The organism is Bacillus nitratireducens, assembly GCF_036320425.1.
GTDB classification, from domain to species: domain Bacteria; phylum Bacillota; class Bacilli; order Bacillales; family Bacillaceae_G; genus Bacillus_A; species Bacillus_A nitratireducens.
On sequence record NZ_JAUMJO010000008.1, the window covers coordinates 95538 to 121643 of the forward strand.

Below are 26106 nucleotides of genomic sequence, written 5' to 3' on the forward strand. Positions count from 1 at the left end.
TTACGCACCCCTTGTTTGTGAATCTGGAATTAACAGTGTAATTTCTGTCCCTTTACCTAAAGAACTATCAATCTGTAAAGTAGCCCCTAGTTGTTCAGCTTGTTCATTCATATGTAATATACCATAATGTGGCTCATGCTTCGTTTTAACCATAGACTCAAATAGTGAAAAGCCAACTCCATTATCCTTAACCTTTAAAAGCACGTGCTCACTTTGATAACTTAGCAAAACATCAATTTCTTCTGCTTGTGCATGTTTAACAATGTTTTGTAAACTCTCTTGTAATGTATCAAAAATAACTCTTTCTTTTGAAAAGCTGAGCGCACGTGAATGACCTCTTTCATGATATGTAATGTCTAGTTCATATTCTTGTTTTAAAGATTTTATTTTACTTGCTATCGCCTGTTTAAGCCCTAATTGTTGTGTGGGATACGGCTTTAAAGCGTAAATAGAATAGCGAACTTCTCCTAAGCTTTCCCTTAAATCCTTTATACTTTTCTCGACTACTTGCTGCATATCAATAGGTTTATCATGGTATTTTTTCTGAGCGGACTCTAGTTGAAATATCACCCCAGCCAAAGCTTGTGCAATACCATCATGAATCTCGCGTGCAATTCGATTTCTTTCTTCTAAAATCATCCTTTTTTCTTGTTCAGAAATAAGTATTCTTGTTTTAACTATGTTAGCTAATTGGTTGGAAAATGTCGCTAACAACTGCACATCTTCCGGGAAAAAACCAGCACCTCTACTTTTACCTGCAACAAACATCCCGATCAACTCATTATTTACAATAAGAGGGAAATAAACTAAAGAACGTATAACATCCTCAAACACCCCATCTCCTGGTGCTGTACCAACCTTCCAATTATTAAAAACAGTATTTTCAGTTATTTTGCAGAACTCTCCTTTTTCGTCGGAATAATCAGTTATATCATTTTTCAATTTCCCATCCCTCAACTGTATATTCCATTCTCCCTCGTCTTTTGTCCATAATACATATGCCTGTATCCCTAGAAATCCTTTAAGTGATTTTTTTATGTGCTGAAGATTTCCTCCAGATAATCCACGGCTTATTTCTGTCGTAATAAGAAAAAATTCGTACAATCTTTCTTTTTCCATCCGTATTCGTGCAGAAAATGAACTAATGATAGAGATTGCCACAAGTGGGAAGAAAAAGAACAAAACAATAATTCCTTTTAGCTCTAAAGAATATTGGCTATCTAATATGTGTATAAGAACGGCATAGAATAGACAAAAACTTTCACAAAAAAAGACTGATATATTTTTTTGATTCCATCGATGTATCGAATATGTCTGAGGAAGAAGTACCATTAGTAAATCATAAAAGAGATTGTTGAAAAAACAGAAAAATATACTAAACAATAGTAAAAATAATAAGTTCTCATATAAAACTTCCATATTTATTACACTGGAAAACCACACCATACATTTGCTAGAAAACCATTCTGCTAACACAAGGCTAAGAGCATGCTGTGTACTATTAAAAAGCATCCTTTCCATTGGAGAACGCCGAAGCAAATGAATAATTAAAGTAACAAATACAAGAGCGAGCGCGGTTATATGTGTCCCAAACAACAAAAGCATAGAATAAATAATCGGAAAGCTAAGTGAACTTACTCCCCTCCAAAATCGTACAGGAAAATACTCTGTGATCCCCATAAACAGTACTAACAATACTAGTATTGTTAGATGAGAAGGGATTTTAATTTCAAGTAAAGAGATAGTTATAGTAATTAAACCCAAAAAAGAAATGAAATAAAGATAAAAGCTAGCAACTTTTTCTCTCATAGAAATAGAATCTACATCTTTCAAAACGATCCCTTCCTTCTTATATATTTTCTCTATTATCCAACAAAAAACCGGCACTGGCAAAATGGAAAAACCTCCACTAGCCAATCACCGGCTGTGTACTACACCTAAAAAGGCAAGACACAATACTAGTATAAATCGATTCTCATAAATTTCCTATTCATCAAACGATGTAATTATGCATACTGCTAGGCTTATCCTCTATAGTACAAAAGATATATATTAATATCGCTAATCTAATATACGCTTTCTTTCCATCCCCTATATCCTATTTTCTTCAGTATAAAAGATGACGTAACGTAACTTTCAAGCTAATTTTTTCAAATAATCCAAGCATAAATTTCTCACAAACAACAAAAATTAACAGAAGGAATTTTATTCTAAAAGAGGTGGACATGATGACAGAGCAAAGTAATAACCAACAAAAAAATAAAACGAAGCATATGTTTCCATCACTTCCGGAAAATATTAATTACATTGAAAATAAGCTCTGTCATTCAGATGATATAAAAAAATTAGATGTCCCTTTTCAAAATGGAAAAGGAATCATTATATATATCGAATCTTTAGCAGACCCAAATTTAATTCATCAATTAGCTCTTGAGCCTTTATTAACTCGATCAGAATTGTCTTTAGATAAAGCCTTTTCTACTTTGAATATGAAAAAAGAAACGAATTTAAATTATGGAATTCAACTTTTATTACAGGGTAAATCGTTATATTTTCATGAACATGTTGAAAGTTTTTGTATTTTCGAAACAGCTTTATCTTTAAAAAGGGATATAAAAGAGCCTGACAATGAAGGTGTTGTACGCGGACCACATTCTGGTTTTGTAGAAGATTTAGCAACCAATTTAGCTTCTATTCGTAAACTCATAAAAAGTCCAAATGTCGTCGTTAAATATTTCACACTTGGTGAAGAAATGCACACAAAAGTGGCAATTGCTTATATGCAAAATATAGCGAATGATGATCTCGTCACAGAAGTAAAAAGAAGATTAGAAACGATTAAGACCGATGCACTAATGCCACCAGGTTACATACAAGAATTCATAGAAGATACGTCTTTCTCACCATTCCCACAACAATTAAATACAGAGCGCCCAGATAGAACTGCTGCTAATTTAATGGAGGGGCGAGTTGCTATTTTATCAGATGGAGATCCAACAGCACTTATCGTTCCCGTTACATTATTTGCTTTTTATCAATCACCAGATGATTATAATAACCGCTGGATTGTCGGTTCCTTCGTACGAATGATCCGCTTAGTAAGTTTCTTAATCGCTTTTCTCTTACCAGCTATATATATCGCAACCGTGGCGTTTCATCCTGATGTGTTGCCACTCGAACTTGTGTATACAATTAAAGCTTCATTAGAGAAAGTGCCACTTCCTCCTATTTTTGAAGCTCTCTTAATGGAGTTAATTTTCGAATTATTACGGGAAGCTGGTATTCGTCTGCCGAGCCGCGTTGGACAAACAATCGGTATTGTAGGTGGTTTAGTAATTGGTGATGCAATTGTAAAAGCCGGACTCGTTTCTTACACAATGATTATCGTTGTAGCTTTAACTGCAATCTCATCTTTTCTCGTTCCATCAAACGATATGAGTTCAGCAGTTCGGATTCTTCGTTTTCCGTTAATGATCCTTGCTGCCATATTTGGATATGTAGGAATTTCATTTGGTTTAATTATAACTTTCGTTCACTTATGTCAGCTTCATTCTTTTCATACACCATATCTTTCTCCTATTGCTCCAATGCGGATAAAAGATATGAAAGATTCTTTTGTCAGATTTCCAATGTGGTCATTTTGGGAACGACCACATGATCCAAAGCCGAAAAAAATGCAACGACAACATGTAACGAGAGAGGATGAGGACGGTGACAAACACGCAAAGTAAAATTTCGCTTGTTCAATTTACCTTTTTCGTTATTCAATGCCAAATCGGAGTTGGTATCCTTTCTCTACCAAACCGTCTTCACCCCATTGCGAAAGGTGGTGGGTGGATTTCTGCTCTCATCGCTGGGCTTGCGATTCAACTTATTATTTTACTTATGTGGCTTTTCTTAAAACGATTTCCTGATGCTGATATGTATGAAAGTGTTTGTATGCTATTTGGTAATAAGTTTGGAAAACTGTTAGGTTTTGCTTATGTTTTTTATTTTACCCTTATCGGTATGACGGTTATGTTAAATGCTTGTAATGTCATTAAAGTATGGGTCTTACAAGCCACCCCCTGGTCTGCAATTCTCATACTATTTACAATAGCTTGTTGCTACGTAGCCTATAATACATTTAAGGTGATTGTACGATTTTATGTCATGGCCTCTATTCTCATTATTCCAATGGCCCTTTTAATTGCCCTGGGGCTTTCCCGAGCTGATTTCTCTTATATTTTTCCTATTACAGAAGCCGGATGGTGGAATATAATTCAAGCATCAAGGGAAACAATTACAGCCATGTATGGTTTTGAAATTATTCTTATCGCTTTTCCAAAAGTAAATGGCAGTTCTGTGGCAAAACTGAAGGCCATTTCTATCGCTAATGGATTTGTAACGCTTTTTTATACTTTTACTGTTTGGATTTGCTTTATCGTATTTAGTCCAAAACAAGTTGAACTTATTCCAGAGCCAGTTGCTTACTTATTACGCTCCTTGCATATTGGGATTATAGATCGAACTGATTTACTATTCATACCAATATGGATGATAACAGTTGTGGCTTCTATTGCTAGTTATTACTGTGCTGCCTCAATAGGAATTGGACATATATTCAATCTTGCTAATCATAAAAAGGCCGTTCCAATCGTTGGTATTATTGCTTTTAGTGTAGCCTTATTTATAGATACACCTGAAGAATTAAAAGTAATTGCAACTTTCACTGATAAGTTAACCTATATTTTCATCGTTGTCCTCCCTCTTTTATTTCTACTTTATTCAGTAATAAGAAAGAAGAAAGGAGAACAGTATGTTCAAAAAAAGAGTTAAATTCCTTTTTATATTATGTACTAGTTCCCTCCTTTCTGGCTGTTGGGATCAAGAACCATTAAGGGAAGCAAGGCTAGCTTATAGTATTGGATCTGATATTACGGAAGAGAATCAACTCCAGCAAACAGTTGAGCTTGTAAAAAGTTCAAGCGGAGAGCAATCTTCATTCGAGAATGAAATACATTCAGCAACCGGGCATAACATAAGGGATACAAGCGATGCCCTAAAAAAAAATGTGACTGGAAATATTCGCTATTTCAAATATGGTGTTCAATTACTAGGAACCAAAATTCTAAAAAAAGGTATACTACCCTATTTAGATGTTAGCTTTCGGGATCCATCAAACCCAACTGCTTTAGTAAAACTTATTGCAGTAGATGGTGAAACATCCGAGATACTCGAAAAAAAGAAAGTAGGAAATTTACTAATTGGAGATTTTCTAAAGAAAAAAGTGAAAAGCTTAGAAGATATGAGTGTATTTCCAAAAGAAACTTTAGAAACAGCTGCTACAAAAATGTTAGATCCCGGTAAAGACTTTACCCTCCCTTCTATAAAAATAAAAGGAAAAGAAGTAATTACAAACGGGTTAGCTTTATTTAACAACGATAAATTAACTGGGCATTTACCTTTGAAACAATCTGTTTTATTCGTGTTATTAACCGGAAAAATGGGAACAAGTGCCCGTATAACCCAAAAACTTACTAGCGATGAATCAGAGAAGACATCTGATTATTTAACAATGGAAGTGAGCAATCGGAAACTAAAAAGAGAATTAAACATAACAACTGACAAAAAAGGAAATGTTTACGCCCATCTAAAACTGAAACTGCAAGTAATCGCCCTTGAAGCTCCAAGAGATAATCTTTACAAGATGGATGAAAGAAAAAAACTAAATAAAGAACTGTCTAAACAGCTTACAAAAGAAGCTCAAAAGATAACGAAAAAGTTACAAAAAGCAAATTGTGATGCTTTCGGTATCGGGAGACACCTTATCGCTTATCATCCTGATTTATGGAAGCAAAAAAATTGGAATGAAGATTATGCAAAAGTGAAGTTCAAACCAGAAGTAGAAGTAAATATTTTATATAGCGGTGTCCTAAAGTAAAAAGGTTGTATGCCGGGCGGCATACAACCTTTTATTTCGTATATCGATATACAATTGATTCATATGGTCTTAAATTAAGCTTCTTAATATCCGTACTTGAATCTTTATAATTTGATACTACTACTTCTTGTTTCATACCATCCAATTGAACATGAACTGGTACAGAATACGTTATTTCTTCTCCATAGAAGTTATTTATAACAAGTAATACTTCATCATTTACAGTGCGTGTATATGCCCAAATCTTAGGATGATTTGCATCTAAAATAGCATATTCCCCTTCTGTAATAACATCATATGTTTTTCTTAGTTCAATTAGTTTTTTATAATGATAAAATACAGATTCTTTCTCTTCTAACGCTTTTTCTACATTAATCTCTGTATAACTATCAGCCACGGAAATCCAAGGTGTACTCGTTGTAAAACCGCTGTTCACCTCTTCATTCCACTGCATCGGAGTACGGGAATTATCACGAGATTTTTGTTTTAAAATCCCTATAATCTCTTCTTTTGATAATCCTTCTTCTAGCTTTATATCATATATATTTAACGATTCCACATCACGATATTGCTCGATGGACTCGAATTTAGGATTCATCATACCGATTTCTTCCCCTTGATAAATGTAAGGTGTGCCCTGCAACATATGCATAGCTGTCGCTAACATTTTAGCAGATTCATTTCGGTATTTCCCATCATCTCCAAAGCGTGACACAATGCGAGGCTGGTCATGATTACACCAGAATAATGCATTCCATCCTCCGCCCTTTTGCATTTCAATTTGCCAATTAGACATAATCTCTTTTAATTTAATAAAATCAAAAGCCGCTTTCGTCCACTTATCACCATTTGGATAGTCTACTTTTAAATGATGGAAACTAAACGTCATACTTAGTTCATTACGCTCAGGGTTTGAGTATTTAATACAATTATCAATTGTCGTAGATGACATTTCTCCAACTGTAATTACATCTTTCCCTTCAAAAACATTTCGGTTCATCTCTTGTAAATATTCATGGACGCGTGGACCATCCGTATAATATTTACGCCCATCACTTGTCGCAGTACTACCGTCATCATTCAAGAAACTTTGGTCTTTTGAAATTAAGTTAATTACATCTAATCGGAATCCTGTTACCCCTTTATCAAGCCAAAAGCGCATCATATCATATACTTCTTCACGAAGTTTTTCATTTTCCCAATTTAAATCAGCTTGCGTCTCATCAAATAGATGTAAAAAATATTGCTCTGTTTTCTCATCATATTTCCAAGCAGATCCACCAAATTTAGACTGCCAATTATTCTTTTCATCACGCCAAATATAATAATTACGATACGGACTATTTTTATCTTCTTTTGCTTCTTTAAACCACTTATGCTCCGTCGAACTATGGTTTACGACAATATCGAGCATAATCTCAATATCACGTGCTTTCGCTTCTTCTAAAAGCTCTTCAAACTCTTCCATCGTTCCGTAAGATGGATCAATGCTGTAATAATCACTTACATCGTATCCATTATCGTTTTGTGGTGATTCATATATCGGTGTTAACCAAATATAATCTACTCCAAGTTCTTTTAAATAATCTAGTTTCTCTGTAACCCCTTTTATATCACCGGTTTCTTTATTGTAATAACTATTAAAGCTCTTCGGATAAATTTGATATACTACACTTTTATGCCAATCCTTCATGCTTAACTTCCTCCTACTTCTGTTTAACTCTTTTTGCAAATAACCACGTTAACGTAAATGGGATTACAATTGCGATAATCATTCCTACGATAAACATTGGAATCGATTTCGGAATGATAGAAATAAATGCTGGCAATCCGCCAATTCCGATAGCAGGTGCTAATACACCATTTAATGTAATGAATATCGCTGCTACAGCAGATCCTATAATCGCTGCATAGAACGGAAATTTATTTCGTAAATTCACACCGAACATCGCTGGCTCTGTAATACCAAAGTACGCTGAAATTGCTGATGTCGATGCCATACTTTTATCATTTTGATTTTTAGAAATCCAGAACATTGCTAGTGCCGCACTACCTTGTGCAATGTTAGAAAGAGCAATCATCGGCCAAATGAATGTACCGCCGTGTTGTGCAATTAATTGTAAATCGATAGCAATAAACATATGATGCATACCTGTAATTACGAGCGGTGCATATAATGCTCCAAATAGTACTGCTCCAACTACTGGTACTGTTTCATATACACCTACTAATCCAGCTGTTAATAAATCTCCAATATGACGTGTAACTGGACCGATAATTCCCAATGCTAACACACCTGTTACAACGATTGTTGTAATTGGTACAACTAATAATTGAATCGCATTTGGTACATGTTTCTTTAAGAAGATTTCCACTTTACTTAAGACAAATGCCGCTACTAAAACCGGTAGGATTTGACCTTGATACCCTACCTTTTCAATTTGAAACAGTCCTAAAATATCGAAGTACTCAATCTTTTGTCCCTCTAAACCAGTCGCTGCTTTTCCATAATCCCACGCGTTTAATAAGGCCGGATGCACAAGCATTAATCCCATAACAATACCTAGTATTGGACTACCGCCAAAACGCTTCGTCGCTGACCAACCAACAAGTGCCGGTAAGAATACGAATGCTGTATTGGCCATCATATTAATTAAATCCCAAAGCCCTCCTAAGTTCGGATAAACATCTAATAAATTTTTACCATCAAAAAATAAGTCCTTTGCCCCTAATAAATTGTTAATCCCCATCAGTAAACCAGCTGTTACAATCGCTGGTAATATCGGCATAAATACATCTGAAAATACTTTTACAAATTTTTGAGCTGGATTTAACTTTTGGTTTCCAGAATCTTTTACGTCAGCTACTGTCGATTCCTCCATACCTGCAAGCGTTATCAATTCAGCGTAAACACGATCTACGTCCCCTGGACCGATTACAATTTGAAATACCCCAGCGTTATGAAACGCTCCCTTCACTAATGAAATAGACTGCAATTTATCATTATCTATTTTACTTTCATCTTTTAAAGCGATACGGAGTCTCGTTACACAGTGCGCAGCTTGTTCAATATTGTCTTTCCCACCAATATACTGCAACACTTCTTCCGCTGTTTTACGATAGTCTTTCCCCATATTCCCGTCCCTCTTTTCTTTTTTTGATACCGTTTACACTTACATATTAACTCGTATATATAAGTTAGTCAACACTCGTATATACGAGTTGGTGGTTTTTTTATAAAAAAAGAGATGAAACAATATTTTGTTCCATCTCTTTACTTCCTCCGCGCCACATCTGAAAAATGAAAAATATCTAAGCGGTGGCGTGATTCTGTATATTCGAACTGACTTCCATCATAAAAATGTGTAAAGTTTTTCACAACGACAACATAGTCTGTTCCATTTAAATCTAAATACTTTCTATCGTCCTCTGTACATGGTTGCACTTCAATTACCCTCTGTGAGTAACTAATATGAAGACCTAGTTCTTTCTCAATGTATTTATAAATGGACTCCGCCGCAATTTCACCCGTTAATCCAGGAATATATTCCGATACAAAATGATTGATATCCAAAATTACTTTTTCTCCATCAATATTTCGTACACGCTTAATGTGATCTATTTCCGTTTTTTCTTTCACGTTTAATAACTTTGCTACCTCTTTTGTCGCTTTTACTTTCTCTATTTCCACGACTTCTGTAATACAATGACGTCCTAAACGCTCATTTTCTTCTTGAAAACTTACTATACCGCCAAAATTAAACTCAATATTTTTTCGCTTTAAAACAAAAACACCTTTTCCATGTATTTTCTGAACATATCCACGCTCTTGCAATAAATCTACCGCTTTTCTTACAGTGCCTCGGCTTGCTTCATACTGCCTCATCAATTCAGTTTCTGATGGGATTTTGCATCCCTCTTTTAATTGTTTATTATCAATAGACTTACTGATTTCTGTATAAATTTGTTCATACTTACTCATCATCTACAATAGCCCCTTGTCACCTTCTAATTCTATATGTATTATACCACGCTACACTCTTCTGCCAATCTCTCACTTATTTTCCAGTACAAGAAAAATATAGGTAAATATTTAACCAATGATACGTATTTTTATAAAAAAAATTATATTTTTCTTTTCATTCAAAAAAACATGTAGTATACTAACTTCAAAATCAGAGGAGAAAGGGAGCAAAGAACTATGCTTACTTATACAACAATTGTAGTTACATTTGCACAAAAACATCATCATCATACTTAACCCTTGAAACCTAGCGGAAAAATTACGCGTAGGTACAAGGGTTATTCCCGTTGTACCTACGTTAGGCGAAGAGCCATGTAGGTATTTTTTATCTACATGGCTCTTTTTTTATTGCCAAAAAGCTAGTAAAAAATGATGTTTAAGCAAAACTTACTACAAAGGAGTTAACAAAAATGGAAACGAAAAAATGGGGATTATGGGTTTTAACAGCTTTTGTTATCGGGAATATGGTTGGCGGTGGCGTATTTATGCTCCCAGCAAATTTAGCACACGTATCAGGTCCAATGGGTTCTACACTTGCATGGAGTATTACAGGTCTTGGTGTATTTATGATTGCACTCGTATTTGGAAATTTAGCAATTCGAAAACCAGAATTAAAAGCCGGACCACAAAGTTATGCCCAAGCAATGTTTACATCCCAAAAGGCAGGTAAAGTTGCAGGATATAGTATGGCATGGGGATATTGGGCTGCTAACTGGGCTGCTACAGCATCTGTTATTATTTCCTTTGCTGGATATTTATCAACATTCTTTCCAGTTTTACAAAGTAAGCAAATTCTCTTTTCAACAAACGGATTTTCACTAGAACTTGGAAAAGGGTTAACTTTCCTCGTATGTAGCCTTATGTTATGGGGAATTCAATATATTCTTTCTCAAAATATTGATAGAGCAGGAAATATGAACCTTCTTGCTACTATTGCAAAAATCATCGGATTTACAATGTTTATTGTAATCACATTATTCATTTTCAATGCCTCTAATTTCGGGGATGGTCAAACATTTATGAATGAATCTGGACAAGCCATTTCATTAGGCGGACAAATAAATTCAGCGGCTATTGCAACACTTTGGGCGTTCATCGGTATTGAGTCAGCAGTTATGCTTTCTAATCGTGCAAAATCTCAGCGTGATGTTAAAAAAGCAACGATTTTCGGATTAATTATTGCTCTTCTTATTTACATGGCAATTACTCTACTAACAATGGGCGCTCTTCCGCAAGATGTTTTAAAAGAATCTCAAAAGCCATTAGTAGATGCATTAAATTTAGCAATTGGTAGTAAAGGCGCTTATATAATGGCCTTACTTGCACTCGTATCTTTATTCGGCTCTACTGTAGGATGGATCGTTGTTAGCTCAGAAGTACCTTACCAAGCAGCAAAAAATGGGCTTTTCCCTAAGTTTTTCGGAAAAACAAATAAAAAAGGAAGCCCTTCAAAATCATTACTTATTACAAATGTAATGACACAAATTTTCTTATTTTCAACGATTTCTGGTACTGTTTCCGAAGCATACAATTTCGCTATTGTTGTAGCGACATTAGCATATTTAATCCCATATCTTGTTTCTACCTTGTATCAATTAAAATTAGTTATTACGGGGGAAACGTATGATATAATGCCTGGATCTCGAATAAAAGATGGTATCATTACTGCACTAGCATTTTTATATTCCATTTGGGTTATTAAAACAGGAACTGCTGATTTAAAAACGTTCTTCTTAGGAATTGGGTTGTTTGTATTAGGCCTTATTCTTTATCCAATTTTAATGAAAGATTCACAAAAAAAATAATAAAAAAAGAGAAGCTTTCCGCTTCTCTTTTTTTATTAAAAATCAGTTAATAACTTTCCTTTTAGCTCACCTACATCTAACGGTTTCTCATAATAAAAACCTTGTACAAAGTCACAACCCATTAATTGTAATAAACTTTCTTGTTCTACCGTTTCTACCCCTTCAGCAACCACTAATAAATTTAAACTATGGGCAATCTCAATAACCGATTTTACAATCGTTCGCTCAGGTTGTGCATGATCATAATGAAACTCACGAATAAAATTACGATCAATTTTTACAATATCAAGTGGGAGTTTTTTCAAATAATATAATGAGGAATATCCCGTTCCGAAATCGTCTAAAGCGATTAAAATCCCCATACTTCTTAATTCTTGTAATGTAGCAATAATATAATCAAAATGACGTACAGCTATACTTTCTGTTATTTCTAATATTAAACGACTTGGTGGAAATCCTGTTCGCTTCAATATACTACGAACGGATAAAATAAATTGCTTTTGCATCAATTGTTGTATTGATAAATTAACAGATAACTTCAGTCCCTCTTGACACTCTGGTAAAGTTTTAAACAGTCGGCATGATTTTTCTAGTACCCAGTCTCCTAGTTTTATAATAAGTCCACACTCTTCAGCTACAGGTATAAATTCACTTGGTAAAATAGGACCTTCTTCTGTATTACAACGTACTAAAGCCTCAATACCAGTACATTTCATTGTTTTCAAATCAATAATGGGCTGTAATGCCACTTTCAATTCTTCGTCACGAATTGCTTTTTGCAAAGCAAATTCTATTTTCATTCTACGGTTTATTTTCGCACGTAATTCATCTGTAAAGAAGCACGCCGCATTTCTTCCTTGCTCTTTCGCACTATACATGGCTAAATCCGAATTTTTCAATAATGTTTCAACGTCTTTTCCATCTTGCGGATAGGAACAAAGTCCTAGACTAGCTGAAATATATACTTCATGACCTTCAAGCATAAATGGTGCCTGAAAACATGACAATACCGATGTCGCTAACTGCCGCATCTCATCTTGTGTATGAGTTTTTGTTAACAACACAAATTCGTCGCCACCCAGCCTAGCCAGAACATCTTTCTCTCCTAGCACATAATGCAAGCGTGAGGCGACTTCACTTAAAAGTAAATCTCCTAGCATATGACCTAACGTATCATTCACTAATTTAAAACGATCTAAATCAAAGTAAATCATGCCAAACTCTATTTTCTCTGCAATCATCTTATTTACAGTCGTAATTAACTGTAAACGGTTTGGTAAACTTGTTAACGCATCGTGATAAGCAAGTTCCCTATAACGACTTTCGCTTAATCGTAATCTTTGTTCTGCTTCTTTCCTACTACTTATATCATTTCGAATTGCAATAAATTGATAGGGTTCTCCCTTTTCATTTAAAAATGGAACAATTGTTGTTTTAACCCAATAATACGTACCATCTTTTGCTTGATTTCGAATTTCTCCCGTCCAAACTTTCCCACTCAAAATACGCTTCCATAAAATTTGGAAAAATGCTTTCGGATGATATCCAGAATTTAAAATACGGTGATCTTTTCCTATTAACTCTTCTCTTTTATATTTTGAGATTTCACAAAATTCATCATTCACATATGTAATACGACCATTTCGGTCTGTAATAGCAACAATTGAAGACTCATCTAATGCTAATTTTAAATCTTGCAATGAAGAGTCATATAATGCATGACCTCTTTGTTCTAGCATGCGCATCTCTCCTTGCTTCCTATCTGACTAAAACACAACTCGTTTCTCTTCATAGAAATAGAGACATTTCATTTTCTAACAATATGCCTTTACATAAACCATAAATTTTTTCTAAATAGGCCGATTAAAATAACATAATATTATTTATAAAAAAAAGCAATATGGTGCTATTTTAATGATAGTAGAAGCTTCTTATCTCCCTGTTTATCTAAACGTATTATACCGTATTCTCTTACATTTTTTTAATTTTTAAAGTGACAATTCCACCAATATTAGCCTCTACTCCCTATTAATGTGGCCTCACACCTAATCTCTTTTATTTTATGAAATGTTAAGATGTAAATCCAACTGCCGATACATAATGAAATAGAGATTAAAATATAAAATGCAACTATTCACAAATAATAATATAAAGTGAAACTTTAATCAGTGATTTTTTTGTTCATCATCCACTGATTATTAGCCTTCACCAATCGGGCGTTTACGGGAAGCAGGGCTTCCACCTAACTTCTTTGCTCCAGCTGAATTTTGAGGTGGGAGTTTTACTGCCCACAAATAGCGGGATAAAATCAAAATTTGCATTTAATATACTGAATTACAATAACAAAATATTAACATATTTTCACCTTAATTTTGGAAGTATTTTATAAAATAAATATAGTATTAGACTAAAAAAGAGGATATCCTCTTTTTTAGTCTAATACTGATATGGTATTTGCTGATAACCCGGGTATGGCACTGGATATGGTGCTGGATATGTTACTGGGTACGGTGCTGGATAGTAACCTCCACCTGCTGCACCCGTTAATGCGCCAGCTGTAAGCCCACCTAACACGCCTCCAGCAAAACTTCCTGGGAAAAATCCACCACCCCACGAGCCGCCACCCCAGCCCCATCCACCACCGTGATGATGATGATGATCATAATGATTGTGTCCGCCATGGTGATTATGTCCGCCATTATGATGGTGCCCTCCATGATTATGACGATAATACAATCCGTTATTTTCTATATAATTCATTATTCCCCTCTCCTTTCCATTTTCTCACCTTAATAAGAAGAATCCGCATAATATAGATAACCATATCCTGGGCTTCATAATACACCTGCTACAAATCCAGGAAAGAAACCTCATTCCCTTTCCTATATAAGAGGCAAGATTTTTGTCCCTCCTACACTGATCATTAACCAGCAAATAGTGGGATAAAAACGTAACAATATACTGTATGTAGGACAAATGCGGAAAGCATGGGGAAAATGTCTATATTTTGTAAAAAAAACAAAACGCTTTATAATAGGAATGTCGGATTACACCTTTTATATAAGAAGTCTATATTTAAGAAAGATTAGAGGAATTTTATAGAAATGAAGAAGCCTATCGTTCAATTATTATTAGTATTTACAATTGTATCTATCGTTCTTTTCCTTTTAAATACATCGGTTATTTCGCTATATACATTTGTGGGTGTCCTATGGTCTATTACAATCGTAGGAATTTCATTCGTTATTTTTATCGAAAATAGATCCCCGCAAAGCACCTTAGCATGGTTTTTAGTATTAGCACTTCTTCCTGTTGTCGGTGTGCTTTTATACTCTATTTTTGGGCGTAGCCGTTGGAGAAGAAAAAAACATCTCCACCGCTCAGAAGAACAAAGAAAATTATTCCGTGAAATTTTAGAAGGAAGACGACTAGAATTGTCACTCACAGTTCCTTTACATGAACGTTCCGTACATTTAACAGAAGTCGTACAAAAATTTGGAGGCGGTCCTGCCGCAGATAGAACGACCACAAAACTTTTAACAAACGGAGATCAAACATTTTCAGAAATTCTGCAAGCTATTGAGCATGCAAAACACCATATACATATTCAATACTATATTTATAAATCTGATGAGATTGGTACAAAAGTTCGGGATGCTTTAATAAAGAAGGCAAAAGACGGTGTTATTGTACGCTTCCTTTATGATGGACTCGGAAGTAACACGTTAAGAAGACGCTTTTTACAGCCTATGAAAGAAGCTGGAATTGAAATTGTAGAATTTGACCCTATTTTTTCAGCTTGGTTACTTGAAACGGTCAATTATCGTAACCATCGAAAAATCGTTATTGTAGATGGAGAAATTGGTTTTACCGGGGGACTCAACGTCGGTGATGAGTATCTTGGCCGTTCAAAAAAATTCCCCGTTTGGCGAGACAGTCATTTAAAAATAGAAGGAAAAGCATTATATAAATTACAAGCAATCTTTCTAGAAGATTGGCTCTATGCCTCTAGTGGATTAAATAACTATTCTTGGGACCAATTTATGAATAAACAATACTTCCCAGGTAAAGAAATTTCGGATGCAGAAGGTGCTGTTCAAATTGTAGCAAGTGGACCAAGCTCAGATGATAAAAGTATTCGTAATACATTACTAGCTATTATGGGATCTGCTAAAAAATCTATTTGGATCGCTACACCATACTTTATTCCAGATCAAGAAACTTTAACATTATTACGCTTAAGTGCAATTTCCGGCATAGATGTACGCATTTTATATCCAGGTAAAAGTGATAGTATTATTAGTGATCAAGCATCTCAATCCTATTTCACTCCACTTTTAAAAGCTGGTGCTTCCATTTACAGTTATAAAGATGGTTTTATGCATGCGAAAGTTGTACTCGTTGATGATAAAATAGCGACAATTGGAACAGCAAATATGGATGTACGTAGCTTTGAATTAAATTATGAAATTATTAGTGTACTTTATGAATCAGAAACCGTTCATGATATTAAACATGATTTTGAAGAAGACTTTAAGCATTCCACTGAAATTAAGTGGAATTCGTTCCAAAAAAGAAGTATCAAAAAACGAATATTAGAGTCTCTCATGCGACTCATTTCTCCTTTACTATAAGCAATCAATATACTATTGATTGCTTTTTCTTTTGCATTTCCCCCCTCTCCTTTTCTTTGCATACCATATTAAAACAAGTTATCATAAGATGTATTACTTTATGAAAATAATGTTAGGTGGGAAATACATGTTAGAACAATTTCATATACACGCTGATTTAAAACAGCAGCTTTCTACAATTCACGAAAAGAATAAACAAGAAGCTGGTGAAAATGCACATTTAATTGGAAAGAAAATATATAAAGCATCTGATAACAGCATTATCGAAGATGCCATTACAGCACTTTTGCTTGGTAAAAACATTCTATTAAAAGGACCAACTGGTAGTGGTAAAACGGTACTAGCGGAAACTCTTTCTTCTTTATTCCAAAAACCAATGCATAGCATTAACTGTTCTGTCGATTTAGATGTGGAAGGTATTTTAGGATACAACACATTACAAACGAAAGACGGAGCATCTGAAGTTACGTTCGTTAACGGTCCTCTTATGAAAGCAATGAAGAACGGTCATTTCCTATATATTGATGAAATCAATATGGCAAAACCTGAAACGTTACCACTTCTTCACGGCGCATTAGATTACCGTAAAATGATTACAAACCCATTTACACAAGAAGTTGTATACGGTAATGACGAATATCGCGTAATTGCTGCGATTAACGAAGGTTACGTTGGTACAAGTGAACTAAACGAAGCATTAAAAAACCGTTTCGTTATTATTGAAGTTCCTTACATTCAAGGTGATACATTAAAAGAGCTATTACTATCTGAATCAAAATTAAATGATGTTGCAACAATTGAAAAGTTCGTTGCATTCGCAAGCGATCTTATGCCTTTAGCTCGTGATGGGCGCGTAAGTGAAGAAGCGGCTAGTATTCGTGGCATTATCGATGCATGTGATTTAGGGGTATATATTCCTGTTATGCGTGCAATTGAACGTAGTATTATCGCAAAATTAAACGATGAAACAGAACAAATGACTGTCCGTGAATTAGCAGAAAGTTATTTCTTTGAGGGATAATTCATGAGACAAATTTTTAGTGACAAAAAAATTGATGCGTCGCTGTTTCTACAAATGGAAAACTTAATGTATGCTCTTCTAAAAGAAGACGATGCCTATCTTGAGTATGGCTATAAAGCATACTACGACGAAATTGAAAAAAAGGTTGTCATTAGTCACTTTTGGGATGATCGAAAAGAAGAGGATACAGTAATCGGATTAAAAAGCGAAGTGTTTTTGAAAGCACTTGGTAATAAACATTACTCGGACATGACTTTAATTCGTTCTTATGCGATTGAATTACAAGAATCGCCTCTAAAAAAGTTTTTAACACAATTATTTGTTCTATTAGAAGATTTACGTGTTGAGGAAATCGTCAAAAATTTACGACCTGGCACAAAGCATATTTTTAAACGCCGAAAAGAAATGTACCGCAATTACTTTAGCTCACAAAATGAAATAAACCGTGTTCGTAACTATCACGGTGATCGTCTATTTTGTCTATGCTATCTTTCATTAACGAGCGATAAATATGAAATGTTTAATAATGAATACTTCGAGCAAATTGAAGCAATTTTGCATGAAACATTCCAAGCTCGTAATACAGAAGACATTATGTATATCGTTGAGAAAATTCGCTATCGTTTAGAAGGACTTCTTGAAAGTGATATGCTTAACAATTATTTCGGACATGCTCCGCTTTATTTATCTGTCATTGCAGATGAAAAGAACTGCCGCGTCGAAGATTTAGCAAATGATGATACGCAACTCATAGATGACGATGACAATAAAAACAAAATGGATGAAAGCTTCTCCACATGGCATCGTGAAAATAAAAATAACGAAAACGAGAACTTTTTACGCTTTGAATTAGAAAGCGGAACAAAAACAAATATGATGGGTGATACCGCTCGTGAATCCGAAGATGGCGACCAAGCACTTGGTTCTGTACAAGGTACTTCTCAAAAGAGTACACAATCCAACTTTGATGGCGCTGATACAGAAGAAGCAAGAGCTTCACACGCTTCTAGCCAAAATGAGGGTGCATACGGTAAGTATAATGTAGGTGCTTCTCATACATTTAAAGAAGCTCGCAAAGCAAATACCGATGAGAAAAAAGATTACCAAGCTATCAAATCAGTCGTTAATAAAGATGTAAAAGAATTAAAGAAAATTATCGAAAAAACGATTGAAAATAAAACGAATGCAAATAGTGATAAATATTATGGAAGACTTCGTAAGAAATTCCTTCGTATTTATACTGAAAAGCAGCCGCGCATGTTTTATAAAAAAGGACAAGAATCACAAGAACTTGACGTAGCATTCCAGCTACTAGTGGACTGCTCTGGTTCTATGTATAACAAAATGGAAGAAACGAAAAAGAGTGTGGTCCTATTCCATGAAGCGTTGAAATCTTTAAAAATCCCGCACGCTATTAGCGGATTTTGGGAAGATGCTTCTAGTGCTAAGCCTGAAGATAAGCCAAACGTTATCCATGAAGTTGTAACGTATAAAAACTCAACGTTACCAAACGTTGGTCCAGAAATTATGCAGCTTCGCGAAGAAGAAGATAACCGCGACGGATATATTATTCGTATCGTTTCTGAAAAGCTTGCAAAAAGACCAGAAAAACATAAATTCTTACTTGTCTTTACAGACGGTGAGCCTTCTGCGCTAGACTATCAACAAGACGGTATTTTAGATACGCATGAAGCTGTCAAACTTGCTCGTAAAAGTGGTATGGAAGTAATCGGAATCTTCATCGAAGAAGGCGAAGCGAAAGAAGCAACTTATCAATTAATGAAGAACATTTATAACCATCATTTCTTAGTTGCAAATCACGCCGAAGATTTACGCCTGAAGATTAAACCATTATTGAAGAAACTATTACTGAAGACGATTGAATAGAAAACAGGAGCCTTGTGGCTCCTGTTTTTTCGTTCACTCACTTTGTTTCTGGTTGAAACTTATATGGAATGGCTCCTTCTAACAATGCTTCAAATCCCCCATCGTAGAATGGGAATCGTTCATTTGCGATTGCTCGATCCACCCACTCAATTGCGGAAATTTCTCCTTCATCTTCTGCACCAAGTTCACCTGTTACAACATTTGCTCGGAATGTAAAAAATAATGCATGATGTCCCTTCTCTTCAAAAAACTTCTCATTTATTGCAACAAACCCACCTGCTATAGCAGTTAAACCTGTCTCTTCTTTCACTTCTCTTACTAGTGCTTGCTCTAATGTTTCTCCTTTTTCAACAGCCCCACCCGGCAGTGACCAAACGTTTTGTTCTATATTATGTACCATTAATATTTTATCTGTTTCGCTATCGTGTATTAGTGCATATACGACGTCAACTCTTTGCATGTTGCTTTTCTCCCCTCTCAAAAAGAATGAAGAGCCAATTCCTAAGAATCGGCTCTTCCTATTAATTCATTACTAACTCAGCTGCAAGCTTTTTTTTTAACTTAGCCAACATATCAGTTGTCATTTTGTCTAAATCGTATTCTGCTTTAAAGCCCCACTCTTTCATTGCTGCTGTCGCATCAATAGAGTTTGGCCAGCTATCAGCGATTGTTTGACGAGCTGGATCTACTGCGTAATCCATTGTAAAGTTCGGAATGTGTTTACGAATTGATGCTGCGATTTGCTCTGGCTCGAAGCTCATTGCTGTAATGTTGAACGCATTTCTATGCACAAGTTTACTTGGATCAGCTTCCATTAATGAAATGATCGCTTGTAAAGCATCTGGCATATACATCATATCCATGTATGTTCCTTCTGCAATGTATGAGGTGTATGTGCCTTTTTTAATCGCCTCATAATAAATTTCAACTGCATAGTCAGTTGTTCCGCCTCCTGGAGGAGCTACGTAAGAAATTAAACCAGGGAAACGTACACCGCGCGTATCAACGCCAAACTTTTGATGATAATAATCACATAGTAATTCTCCTGCTACTTTGTTTACCCCATACATCGTAGTAGGACGCTGAATTGTATCTTGTGGCGTATTATCTTTCGGCGTTGATGGACCGAATGCACCGATAGAACTTGGCGTGAAGAACTTACAGTTTAATTCACGAGCTGCTTCTAATGCATTTACAAGTCCACCCATATTTAAATTCCAAGCAAATAACGGATTTTTTTCTGCTGTTGCTGAAAGTAAAGCTGCTAAATGAATAATTGTATCTACTTCATTACGCTTTGCGATATCATGTAGTTTTTGTCCATCTGTTACATCTAACGTTTCAAACGGACCAGACGTTACTACTTCACTATCTGTTTCACGAATATCTGTTGCAATAACATTTGATGCACCGTATACATCACGAAGTTTCATTACTAGTTCAGAACCAATTTGCCCTAAAGAACCGGTTACTAGAATTTTTTTCATTTTCCCCACTCCTCATTTGCAAGCTATTCAAAAGATGTCGTTAATTAAATGATACCCATTTCTTTCCCTACTTTTTCATACTTACGAATTGCTTCATCTAACATTTCTTTCGTATGAGCTGCTGTAGGCATATTACGAACGCGCCCCATTCCTTTTGCTACAGTTGGGAATACGATAGATTTTGCGTATACGCCTTCTTCATTTAGACGTTTACTAAATTCTTGTGTTAATACTTCATCACCAATAATACAAGGTGTAATTGGCGTTTCACTTTCTCCAATGTTAAAACCAAGTTCTTTTAACCCTTGTTTTAAATAGCGACCATTTTCCCATAAGCGATCGTGTAACTCTGTGCTTTCCATTAAGATTTCAATTGATCTCATGCAAGCTGCCGCATCAGCTGGTGTTAATGCTGTAGAGAATAAGAATGGACGTGAACGAACTTTTAACCAGTCAATTAAGTTTTGTTTCCCTGCTACATATCCACCAATTACCCCAATTGCTTTTGATAATGTACCAATTTGGAAATCAACTTTATCAGACAGACCAAAATGTTTTACAGTACCTGCACCTTTTCCAAGTACACCTGAACCGTGTGCATCATCTACGTATGTCATCAAATCCAGCTCTTCTGCAATTTCAACAATTTCTGGTAATTTTGCAATATCCCCATCCATTGAGAAGACACCGTCTGTAATAACCATTAATTTATTGTAAAGACCTGATTCTTTTGCCTCGATTGCTTTTTTACGTAAATCTTCCATATCAGAATGCTTATAAACGATGATTTTCGCTCTTGATAGACGACTACCATCAATAATAGATGCGTGGTTTAATTCATCTGAAAGAATCGCATCATTTTTATCCATAACGGCTGAAATCGCTGCCATATTACAGTTAAATCCTGATTGGTAAGCAATTGCTGCTTCTGTATGTTTAAACTTTGCAATTGTTTCTTCTAATTTGATATGCAAATCTAAAGTACCGTTAATTGTACGAACAGCTCCTGCTCCAACGCCGTACTTACGAATTGCACCAACTGCTGCTTCTTGTAAGCGATTATCAGTCGCTAATCCAAGATAGTTGTTTGAAGATAAGTTAATATATTCTTTTCCGCCAATTGTAATAATCGGTCCATTTGGACTTTCAAGCGGATCAATTACGTTATAAAGCCCCTTTGATTTTAAATCCTCTAAATTTTCTTCTAAAAAGTTTGCAAGTGTTTTACTAGACATCGTGAAGCCTCCCATCGTTCATGTAAGCGGATTATTGTCTTAATAGTTCTAATAATCCCTCTACTAGCTTAACACGTTTTCAGAATTTATTATAGAAAAATAGTTTAAAGAAACCGTTTACAATTTTAGATTATATACGATTCATTACAAGAAATCTATTATTTACTTTTCATATTTGATAGAATTAAAAAAATATTTAGGGAGGCTTCAAACATGGCATTTACAGAATCTGATGTATATAATAACGAAGCATTTTTTGAGCAATATATGAAACGAAGATACCGCGAAAATAGCCCGAATGAATCGATTGAAAAGCCGGCATTCTTTCAGCTCATTGGTAATGTGCAAGGAAAGAATGTTCTCGATTTAGGTTGTGGTGACGCTAAATTTGGTGTGGAATTATTAGAAAATGACTGCCACTCTTACACTGGCATTGAAGGCTCCGAGCTTATGTATGAAAAGGCTAAAAAACAACTAGAACATAAAAATGGCACCGTTCATTTTTTAAACCTCAAAGACTACACATACCCTCCTTCTACTTTTGATTTAGTAACATCTAGACTCGCCTTACATTATATTGAACACCTTGATATCATTTTTCAAAATGTGTTTCAAACTTTAAAAACAAACGGAACCTTCACCTTTAGCGTTCAACATCCCGTTATTACCTCTTCGTTTGAAAGCTTACAAACAAGTGGTAAAAGAACTAGCTGGCTCGTCGATGATTATTTCAAAACAGGGAAACGAGTTGAGCCGTGGATTGATCAAGAGGTTATTAAATATCATCGGACTACGGAAGAATATTTTACATTATTACAACAAGCCGGATTTACGATTACAAACTTAAAAGAAGCTACACCAAATCGAAACTGTTTTCAGGATGAAGAAGAATATGAACGACGTTTACGTATTCCCCTTTTTCTATTATTTTCTTGCCGAAAATAAAGTGAAACTTTAATCAGTGGGGGATGTTCATCCCCCACTGATTATTAGTTGAACCAATCGGGCTTTTACGGGCAGTTGATCCCCCAACCAGCTTCTTTGCTTTCGCTGGATTTTGAGATGGGGATCTTACTGCCCGTTAATGCGGGGTAAAAAAGACGATGAATCCTCATCGTCTTTTTTCGTTATCTCATCGCCTGAACAGCCTCTTTACGTACACGTCTTCCTCTTCCATGTGGGATACAGAGCGGTGTCCCAAATAACGGATCAGCGCTTATTTGACACTCCATACGGAATACATCCCGAACTAACTTCTGGTCAATAACTTCTTCTGGTTTACCTTGCGCATATATTTGTTTATCTTGAATAGCTACAATGTTGTCTGCATAACGACATGCCAAATTCAAATCGTGCAATACCATAACAATCGTTCTTTGCTCTGTTTCATTTAATTCGAATAATAAATCTAACACTTCAATTTGGTGAGTCATATCTAAATATGTAGTCGGCTCATCAAGCAAAATAATATCTGTATCTTGTGCAAGGGTCATTGCAATCCAAGCACGTTGACGTTGTCCACCTGAAAGGGCATGAACATCACGCTCAGCAAATTCTGTCATACCCGTTGCAGCAAGCGCTTTTTGTACCATTTCCTCATCTTTTTCGGACCATTGCTTCAGCCATGTTTGATATGGATAACGTCCTTGCTTTACAAGTTGCAATACTGTAAGTCCTTCTGGAGCTTGTGGTCCTTGCGGTAAAATTGCCATTTGGCGAGCAATTTGCTTCGTTTGCATACTTTGAATTGCTTGATTATCTAATAAAATATCACCGGATGCTGGCTTTAATAACCTAGCTAGTGAACGTAATAAAGTTGATTTCCCACAACCGTTAGAACCGATGAAGATTGTAATTTTCCCTTTTGGAATTTCTAAATTCAGCTCATCAATAATGATTGTTTCACCGTAAGACAACGTTAAGCGTTTCGTCTCCAATGCTTTTTGCATATTCATCTCCCTTTATGAATTCCGACTTTTATAAAGTAAATAAATAAAATAAGGTGCACCAATTGCTGATGTAAATACCCCTGCTGGAATTTCGAGTGGCGTGAAAACTGTACGCCCAATTAAATCTGCAGCAAGTACTAAAATTGCACCGACAATAGCCGCAACTGGGAGTAATGCACCATATAAAGAACCAACTAGTCTTCGTGAAATATGAGGTGCCATTAAACCGACAAATCCAATTCCTCCTGCAAAGGCAACCGCGCCACCAATTAAAGCTGTACTAAGTAGTAACATAAATACGCGTGACTTCGTTAAAGGAACACCCAGTCCTACCGCAATATCATCCCCTAACTCTTGGGCATTTAAATGTCTAGCCGCTATAAATGATATTACCGTTAAAATAAGAACCCACGGCGCAAGTACCATAACGTTTTGCCACGAAGAGCCGTAAACAGTACCTGTAATCCATACATTTGCTTGACTCGCTTGATAAATTGGTGCTAACAACATAAATAAAGTAGTTGCCGCTTTCGTTAACGCCCAGAATCCAACACCAATTAAAACCAGACTAATCGGTGATAACCCGTCATTTCTCCATGCAAATAAATATACAAATAACGCTACAATCGTTGCACCAGCAAAAGCTGCTAATGGCATATAATGAATGCTTACTGTTAGCGCATTATTTTTATCACTAAATATAGCTAAAAATAGTACTACTGCAACACTTGCCCCGCCCGTAATCCCGATGATATCAGGAGAAGCCAGCGGATTTCGAACAAGCCCTTGTAAAATACAGCCCGCTACAGCAAGTGCGATTCCTACAAGGATGGCAATTAAAATACGTGGCATACGAAATTTATTTACAACCATATTTGACATCGCATCGCCATTTCCCGTAATCGCTTGCCATACATCATAAGGAGCAATTTTCATATCTCCCATACCTGCACTCGCAAAGAATAATCCTATTAAAACAACTAGTAAACTAAGTAAGACTAGAACAGCTCGTTTATACATTAAAAACGAGAGCCCACCTTTTCCTATACGAAACGGAATATACTTCTTCATTTGCTAAGCCCTCTCTTACGTGCAATATAAATAAAGAATGGGGCCCCGATAAATGCTGTCATAACCCCTACTGGTACTTCTTGTGGCATAATGACATATCTAGCTGCTATATCAGCTAAGAGTAATAGTATTGCACCTAACAAGCCGCTATATGGTACTCTCCACCTGTGATCTACTCCAACAAGGAATCTGGCAAAATACGGAGTAACAATACCAATAAATCCAATTGGACCAGCGACCGCAACTGAACCACCAGACAGCAATACAATAATGAGTAGTACGAATGATTTCATTAAAATTGTTCGTTGTCCAAGCCCTTTCGCAACGTCTTCCCCCATCATTAATGTATTTACTTTCCCTGCCATCATAAGAGATGCAATCCAGCCTATTAATAAATATGGGAATACAGATTGTAAAATTTCTAACTTTCTTCCTTGCACAGATCCGGCAAGCCAAAATAATACCTCTTCAAGCGCTTTTTCATTTAACACAAGTAATCCTTGTGTTAATGATGAAAATAACGCACTAATTGCGACCCCTGCTAACGTTAACTTAAGTGGCGTTGTCCCTTCTTTTCCTAAAGAACTAGAAGCAAATACAAGTACAGCAGCAATTGCTGCTCCTAAAAAGGCGATCCAAGTAAAAGCTGACAATGATGTAACAGAAAAAACCACAATTGCTACAACTATGAAGAATGCGGCACCTGAATTTAATCCAATAAAATCTGGAGAAGCAAGTGGATTTTTAGTTAAAGTTTGCATAAGACAACCTGCAATGGCTAAACTAGCTCCAACACTAGCTGCAATTAACGCCCTTGGTAGACGCACATTTTGAATAATAATATGTTCATTGGAACCATTAAAATGGAAAAAAGCATCCAATGCTAATTTCCAACTCGTATTTGTATATCCGAAAATAATACTTGCCCAAATACAAATAATGACTGCAATGATTCCAACAAATAATCCAATCCATTTTGCTCGATTTGTTTTTAATAACATGCAGCGTTTCCCCTTCAATGTATAATGATACGTTGTTAGTTTATTTCAACTTAATTCGCATTGTCAACG

General features: G+C 35.6%; 20 protein-coding genes. 8 read left to right on the forward strand and 12 right to left on the reverse strand.

What is annotated here, in order from left to right; all coding sequences use genetic code 11:
• On the reverse strand, positions 1-1833 hold the full coding sequence (locus Q3V31_RS24875; protein ID WP_033670377.1) for a GAF domain-containing sensor histidine kinase: 1833 nt from the start codon (positions 1831-1833) through the stop codon (positions 1-3).
• Positions 1834-2228: 395 nt separating this feature from the next.
• Here Q3V31_RS24875 and gerKA point away from each other — a divergent pair, with 395 nt between their 5' ends.
• Genes gerKA through gerKC form a run of 3 tightly spaced genes read left to right on the forward strand, consistent with a single transcriptional unit; the run spans position 2229 to position 5923 of the window.
• Positions 2229-3731 carry a spore germination protein GerKA gene (gene gerKA / locus Q3V31_RS24880; RefSeq protein WP_016128673.1) on the forward strand — a complete coding sequence of 501 codons (1503 nt, stop codon included), beginning with the start codon at positions 2229-2231 and terminating at the stop codon, positions 3729-3731.
• A complete protein-coding gene (locus Q3V31_RS24885) occupies positions 3712-4818 on the forward strand; it encodes a GerAB/ArcD/ProY family transporter (RefSeq protein ID WP_329767420.1) in 1107 nt (368 codons plus the stop codon). Before gerKA ends, Q3V31_RS24885 begins: the two co-directional genes overlap by 20 nt.
• On the forward strand, positions 4799-5923 hold the full coding sequence (gene gerKC, locus Q3V31_RS24890) for a spore germination protein GerKC (RefSeq protein ID WP_016128672.1): 1125 nt from the start codon (positions 4799-4801) through the stop codon (positions 5921-5923). The genes Q3V31_RS24885 and gerKC overlap by 20 nt, the downstream gene beginning before the upstream one ends.
• A 31-nt stretch (positions 5924-5954) precedes the next feature.
• Here the strand turns inward: gerKC and treC are convergent, their stop codons facing one another.
• The 3 genes from treC to treR all read right to left on the reverse strand — a co-directional run bounded on the left by treC (position 5955) and on the right by treR (position 9908).
• Positions 5955-7616, reverse strand: coding sequence for an alpha,alpha-phosphotrehalase (gene treC, locus Q3V31_RS24895; RefSeq protein ID WP_000656094.1), 1662 nt, complete (start codon positions 7614-7616; stop codon positions 5955-5957).
• 13 nt (positions 7617-7629) lie between these two features.
• Positions 7630-9057, reverse strand: a complete 1428-nt coding sequence (gene treP / locus Q3V31_RS24900) for a PTS system trehalose-specific EIIBC component (RefSeq protein ID WP_000513924.1) — start codon at positions 9055-9057, stop codon at positions 7630-7632.
• A 140-nt stretch (positions 9058-9197) separates the two neighbouring features.
• A complete protein-coding gene (gene treR, locus Q3V31_RS24905) occupies positions 9198-9908 on the reverse strand; it encodes a trehalose operon repressor (protein ID WP_016128671.1) in 711 nt (236 codons plus the stop codon).
• Between the two features lie 449 nt (positions 9909-10357).
• Between treR and Q3V31_RS24910 the strand changes: the two genes are divergently transcribed.
• Positions 10358-11752, forward strand: a complete 1395-nt coding sequence (locus Q3V31_RS24910; protein ID WP_000448436.1) for an amino acid permease — start codon at positions 10358-10360, stop codon at positions 11750-11752.
• A gap of 35 nt (positions 11753-11787) precedes the next feature.
• On the opposite strand, the gene Q3V31_RS24915 is transcribed toward Q3V31_RS24910, so the two are convergent.
• Together Q3V31_RS24915 and Q3V31_RS24920 are read right to left on the reverse strand one after the other, a co-directional pair.
• Complete coding sequence (locus Q3V31_RS24915) at positions 11788-13491, reverse strand: putative bifunctional diguanylate cyclase/phosphodiesterase (RefSeq protein ID WP_329767422.1); 1704 nt, start codon at positions 13489-13491, stop codon at positions 11788-11790.
• Positions 13492-14188: 697 nt separating this feature from the next.
• A complete protein-coding gene (locus Q3V31_RS24920; protein ID WP_071735643.1) occupies positions 14189-14512 on the reverse strand; it encodes a cobalt transporter in 324 nt (107 codons plus the stop codon).
• Positions 14513-14856: 344 nt separating this feature from the next.
• On the opposite strand from Q3V31_RS24920, the gene Q3V31_RS24925 reads away from it, so the two are divergent.
• From Q3V31_RS24925 to Q3V31_RS24935, 3 genes are all read left to right on the forward strand, one after another.
• The gene (locus tag Q3V31_RS24925; RefSeq protein WP_000743052.1) at positions 14857-16386 is read left to right on the forward strand and encodes a cardiolipin synthase; all 1530 of its coding nucleotides are present in this window, start codon (positions 14857-14859) and stop codon (positions 16384-16386) included.
• Positions 16387-16513: 127 nt separating this feature from the next.
• Positions 16514-17407, forward strand: coding sequence for an ATP-binding protein (locus Q3V31_RS24930; protein ID WP_016128669.1), 894 nt, complete (start codon positions 16514-16516; stop codon positions 17405-17407).
• Between the two features lie 3 nt (positions 17408-17410).
• A complete protein-coding gene (locus Q3V31_RS24935) occupies positions 17411-19294 on the forward strand; it encodes a vWA domain-containing protein (protein WP_001248847.1) in 1884 nt (627 codons plus the stop codon).
• Between the two features lie 37 nt (positions 19295-19331).
• On the opposite strand, the gene Q3V31_RS24940 is transcribed toward Q3V31_RS24935, so the two are convergent.
• From Q3V31_RS24940 to Q3V31_RS24950, 3 genes are all read right to left on the reverse strand, one after another.
• On the reverse strand, positions 19332-19754 hold the full coding sequence (locus Q3V31_RS24940; RefSeq protein WP_001189967.1) for an NUDIX hydrolase: 423 nt from the start codon (positions 19752-19754) through the stop codon (positions 19332-19334).
• A 61-nt stretch (positions 19755-19815) separates the two neighbouring features.
• Complete coding sequence (locus Q3V31_RS24945; RefSeq protein WP_002201803.1) at positions 19816-20781, reverse strand: L-threonine 3-dehydrogenase; 966 nt, start codon at positions 20779-20781, stop codon at positions 19816-19818.
• Between the two features lie 44 nt (positions 20782-20825).
• On the reverse strand, positions 20826-22016 hold the full coding sequence (locus tag Q3V31_RS24950) for a glycine C-acetyltransferase (RefSeq protein WP_016128668.1): 1191 nt from the start codon (positions 22014-22016) through the stop codon (positions 20826-20828).
• A gap of 213 nt (positions 22017-22229) precedes the next feature.
• Here Q3V31_RS24950 and Q3V31_RS24955 point away from each other — a divergent pair, with 213 nt between their 5' ends.
• Entirely contained in the window at positions 22230-22961 is a 732-nt protein-coding gene (locus tag Q3V31_RS24955) for a class I SAM-dependent DNA methyltransferase (protein WP_016128667.1), read from the forward strand.
• Between the two features lie 182 nt (positions 22962-23143).
• Here the strand turns inward: Q3V31_RS24955 and Q3V31_RS24960 are convergent, their stop codons facing one another.
• Genes Q3V31_RS24960 through Q3V31_RS24970 form a run of 3 tightly spaced genes read right to left on the reverse strand, consistent with a single transcriptional unit; the run spans position 23144 to position 26037 of the window.
• Entirely contained in the window at positions 23144-23965 is an 822-nt protein-coding gene (locus tag Q3V31_RS24960; protein WP_001167969.1) for an ABC transporter ATP-binding protein, read from the reverse strand.
• 12 nt (positions 23966-23977) lie between these two features.
• Entirely contained in the window at positions 23978-25036 is a 1059-nt protein-coding gene (locus tag Q3V31_RS24965; RefSeq protein ID WP_000760069.1) for a FecCD family ABC transporter permease, read from the reverse strand.
• A complete protein-coding gene (locus Q3V31_RS24970) occupies positions 25033-26037 on the reverse strand; it encodes a FecCD family ABC transporter permease (RefSeq protein WP_000925214.1) in 1005 nt (334 codons plus the stop codon). The genes Q3V31_RS24965 and Q3V31_RS24970 overlap by 4 nt, the downstream gene beginning before the upstream one ends.
• Positions 26038-26106: the final 69 nt, after the last annotated feature.

Coding starts and splice junctions, on each gene's coding strand:
- Q3V31_RS24950 (WP_016128668.1), bottom strand. CDS start 22,016: ATGTCTAGTAAAACACTTGCAAACTTTTTAGAAGAAAATTTAGAGGAT.
- gerKA (WP_016128673.1), top strand. CDS start 2,229: ATGACAGAGCAAAGTAATAACCAACAAAAAAATAAAACGAAGCATATG.
- Q3V31_RS24930 (WP_016128669.1), top strand. CDS start 16,514: ATGTTAGAACAATTTCATATACACGCTGATTTAAAACAGCAGCTTTCT.
- treR (WP_016128671.1), bottom strand. CDS start 9,908: ATGATGAGTAAGTATGAACAAATTTATACAGAAATCAGTAAGTCTATT.
- treP (WP_000513924.1), bottom strand. CDS start 9,057: ATGGGGAAAGACTATCGTAAAACAGCGGAAGAAGTGTTGCAGTATATT.
- gerKC (WP_016128672.1), top strand. CDS start 4,799: ATGTTCAAAAAAAGAGTTAAATTCCTTTTTATATTATGTACTAGTTCC.
- Q3V31_RS24925 (WP_000743052.1), top strand. CDS start 14,857: ATGAAGAAGCCTATCGTTCAATTATTATTAGTATTTACAATTGTATCT.
- Q3V31_RS24940 (WP_001189967.1), bottom strand. CDS start 19,754: ATGCAAAGAGTTGACGTCGTATATGCACTAATACACGATAGCGAAACA.
- Q3V31_RS24970 (WP_000925214.1), bottom strand. CDS start 26,037: ATGTTATTAAAAACAAATCGAGCAAAATGGATTGGATTATTTGTTGGA.
- Q3V31_RS24915 (WP_329767422.1), bottom strand. CDS start 13,491: ATGCTAGAACAAAGAGGTCATGCATTATATGACTCTTCATTGCAAGAT.
- Q3V31_RS24965 (WP_000760069.1), bottom strand. CDS start 25,036: ATGAAGAAGTATATTCCGTTTCGTATAGGAAAAGGTGGGCTCTCGTTT.
- Q3V31_RS24920 (WP_071735643.1), bottom strand. CDS start 14,512: ATGAATTATATAGAAAATAACGGATTGTATTATCGTCATAATCATGGA.
- Q3V31_RS24935 (WP_001248847.1), top strand. CDS start 17,411: ATGAGACAAATTTTTAGTGACAAAAAAATTGATGCGTCGCTGTTTCTA.
- Q3V31_RS24955 (WP_016128667.1), top strand. CDS start 22,230: ATGGCATTTACAGAATCTGATGTATATAATAACGAAGCATTTTTTGAG.
- Q3V31_RS24910 (WP_000448436.1), top strand. CDS start 10,358: ATGGAAACGAAAAAATGGGGATTATGGGTTTTAACAGCTTTTGTTATC.
- Q3V31_RS24945 (WP_002201803.1), bottom strand. CDS start 20,781: ATGAAAAAAATTCTAGTAACCGGTTCTTTAGGGCAAATTGGTTCTGAA.
- treC (WP_000656094.1), bottom strand. CDS start 7,616: ATGAAGGATTGGCATAAAAGTGTAGTATATCAAATTTATCCGAAGAGC.
- Q3V31_RS24960 (WP_001167969.1), bottom strand. CDS start 23,965: ATGCAAAAAGCATTGGAGACGAAACGCTTAACGTTGTCTTACGGTGAA.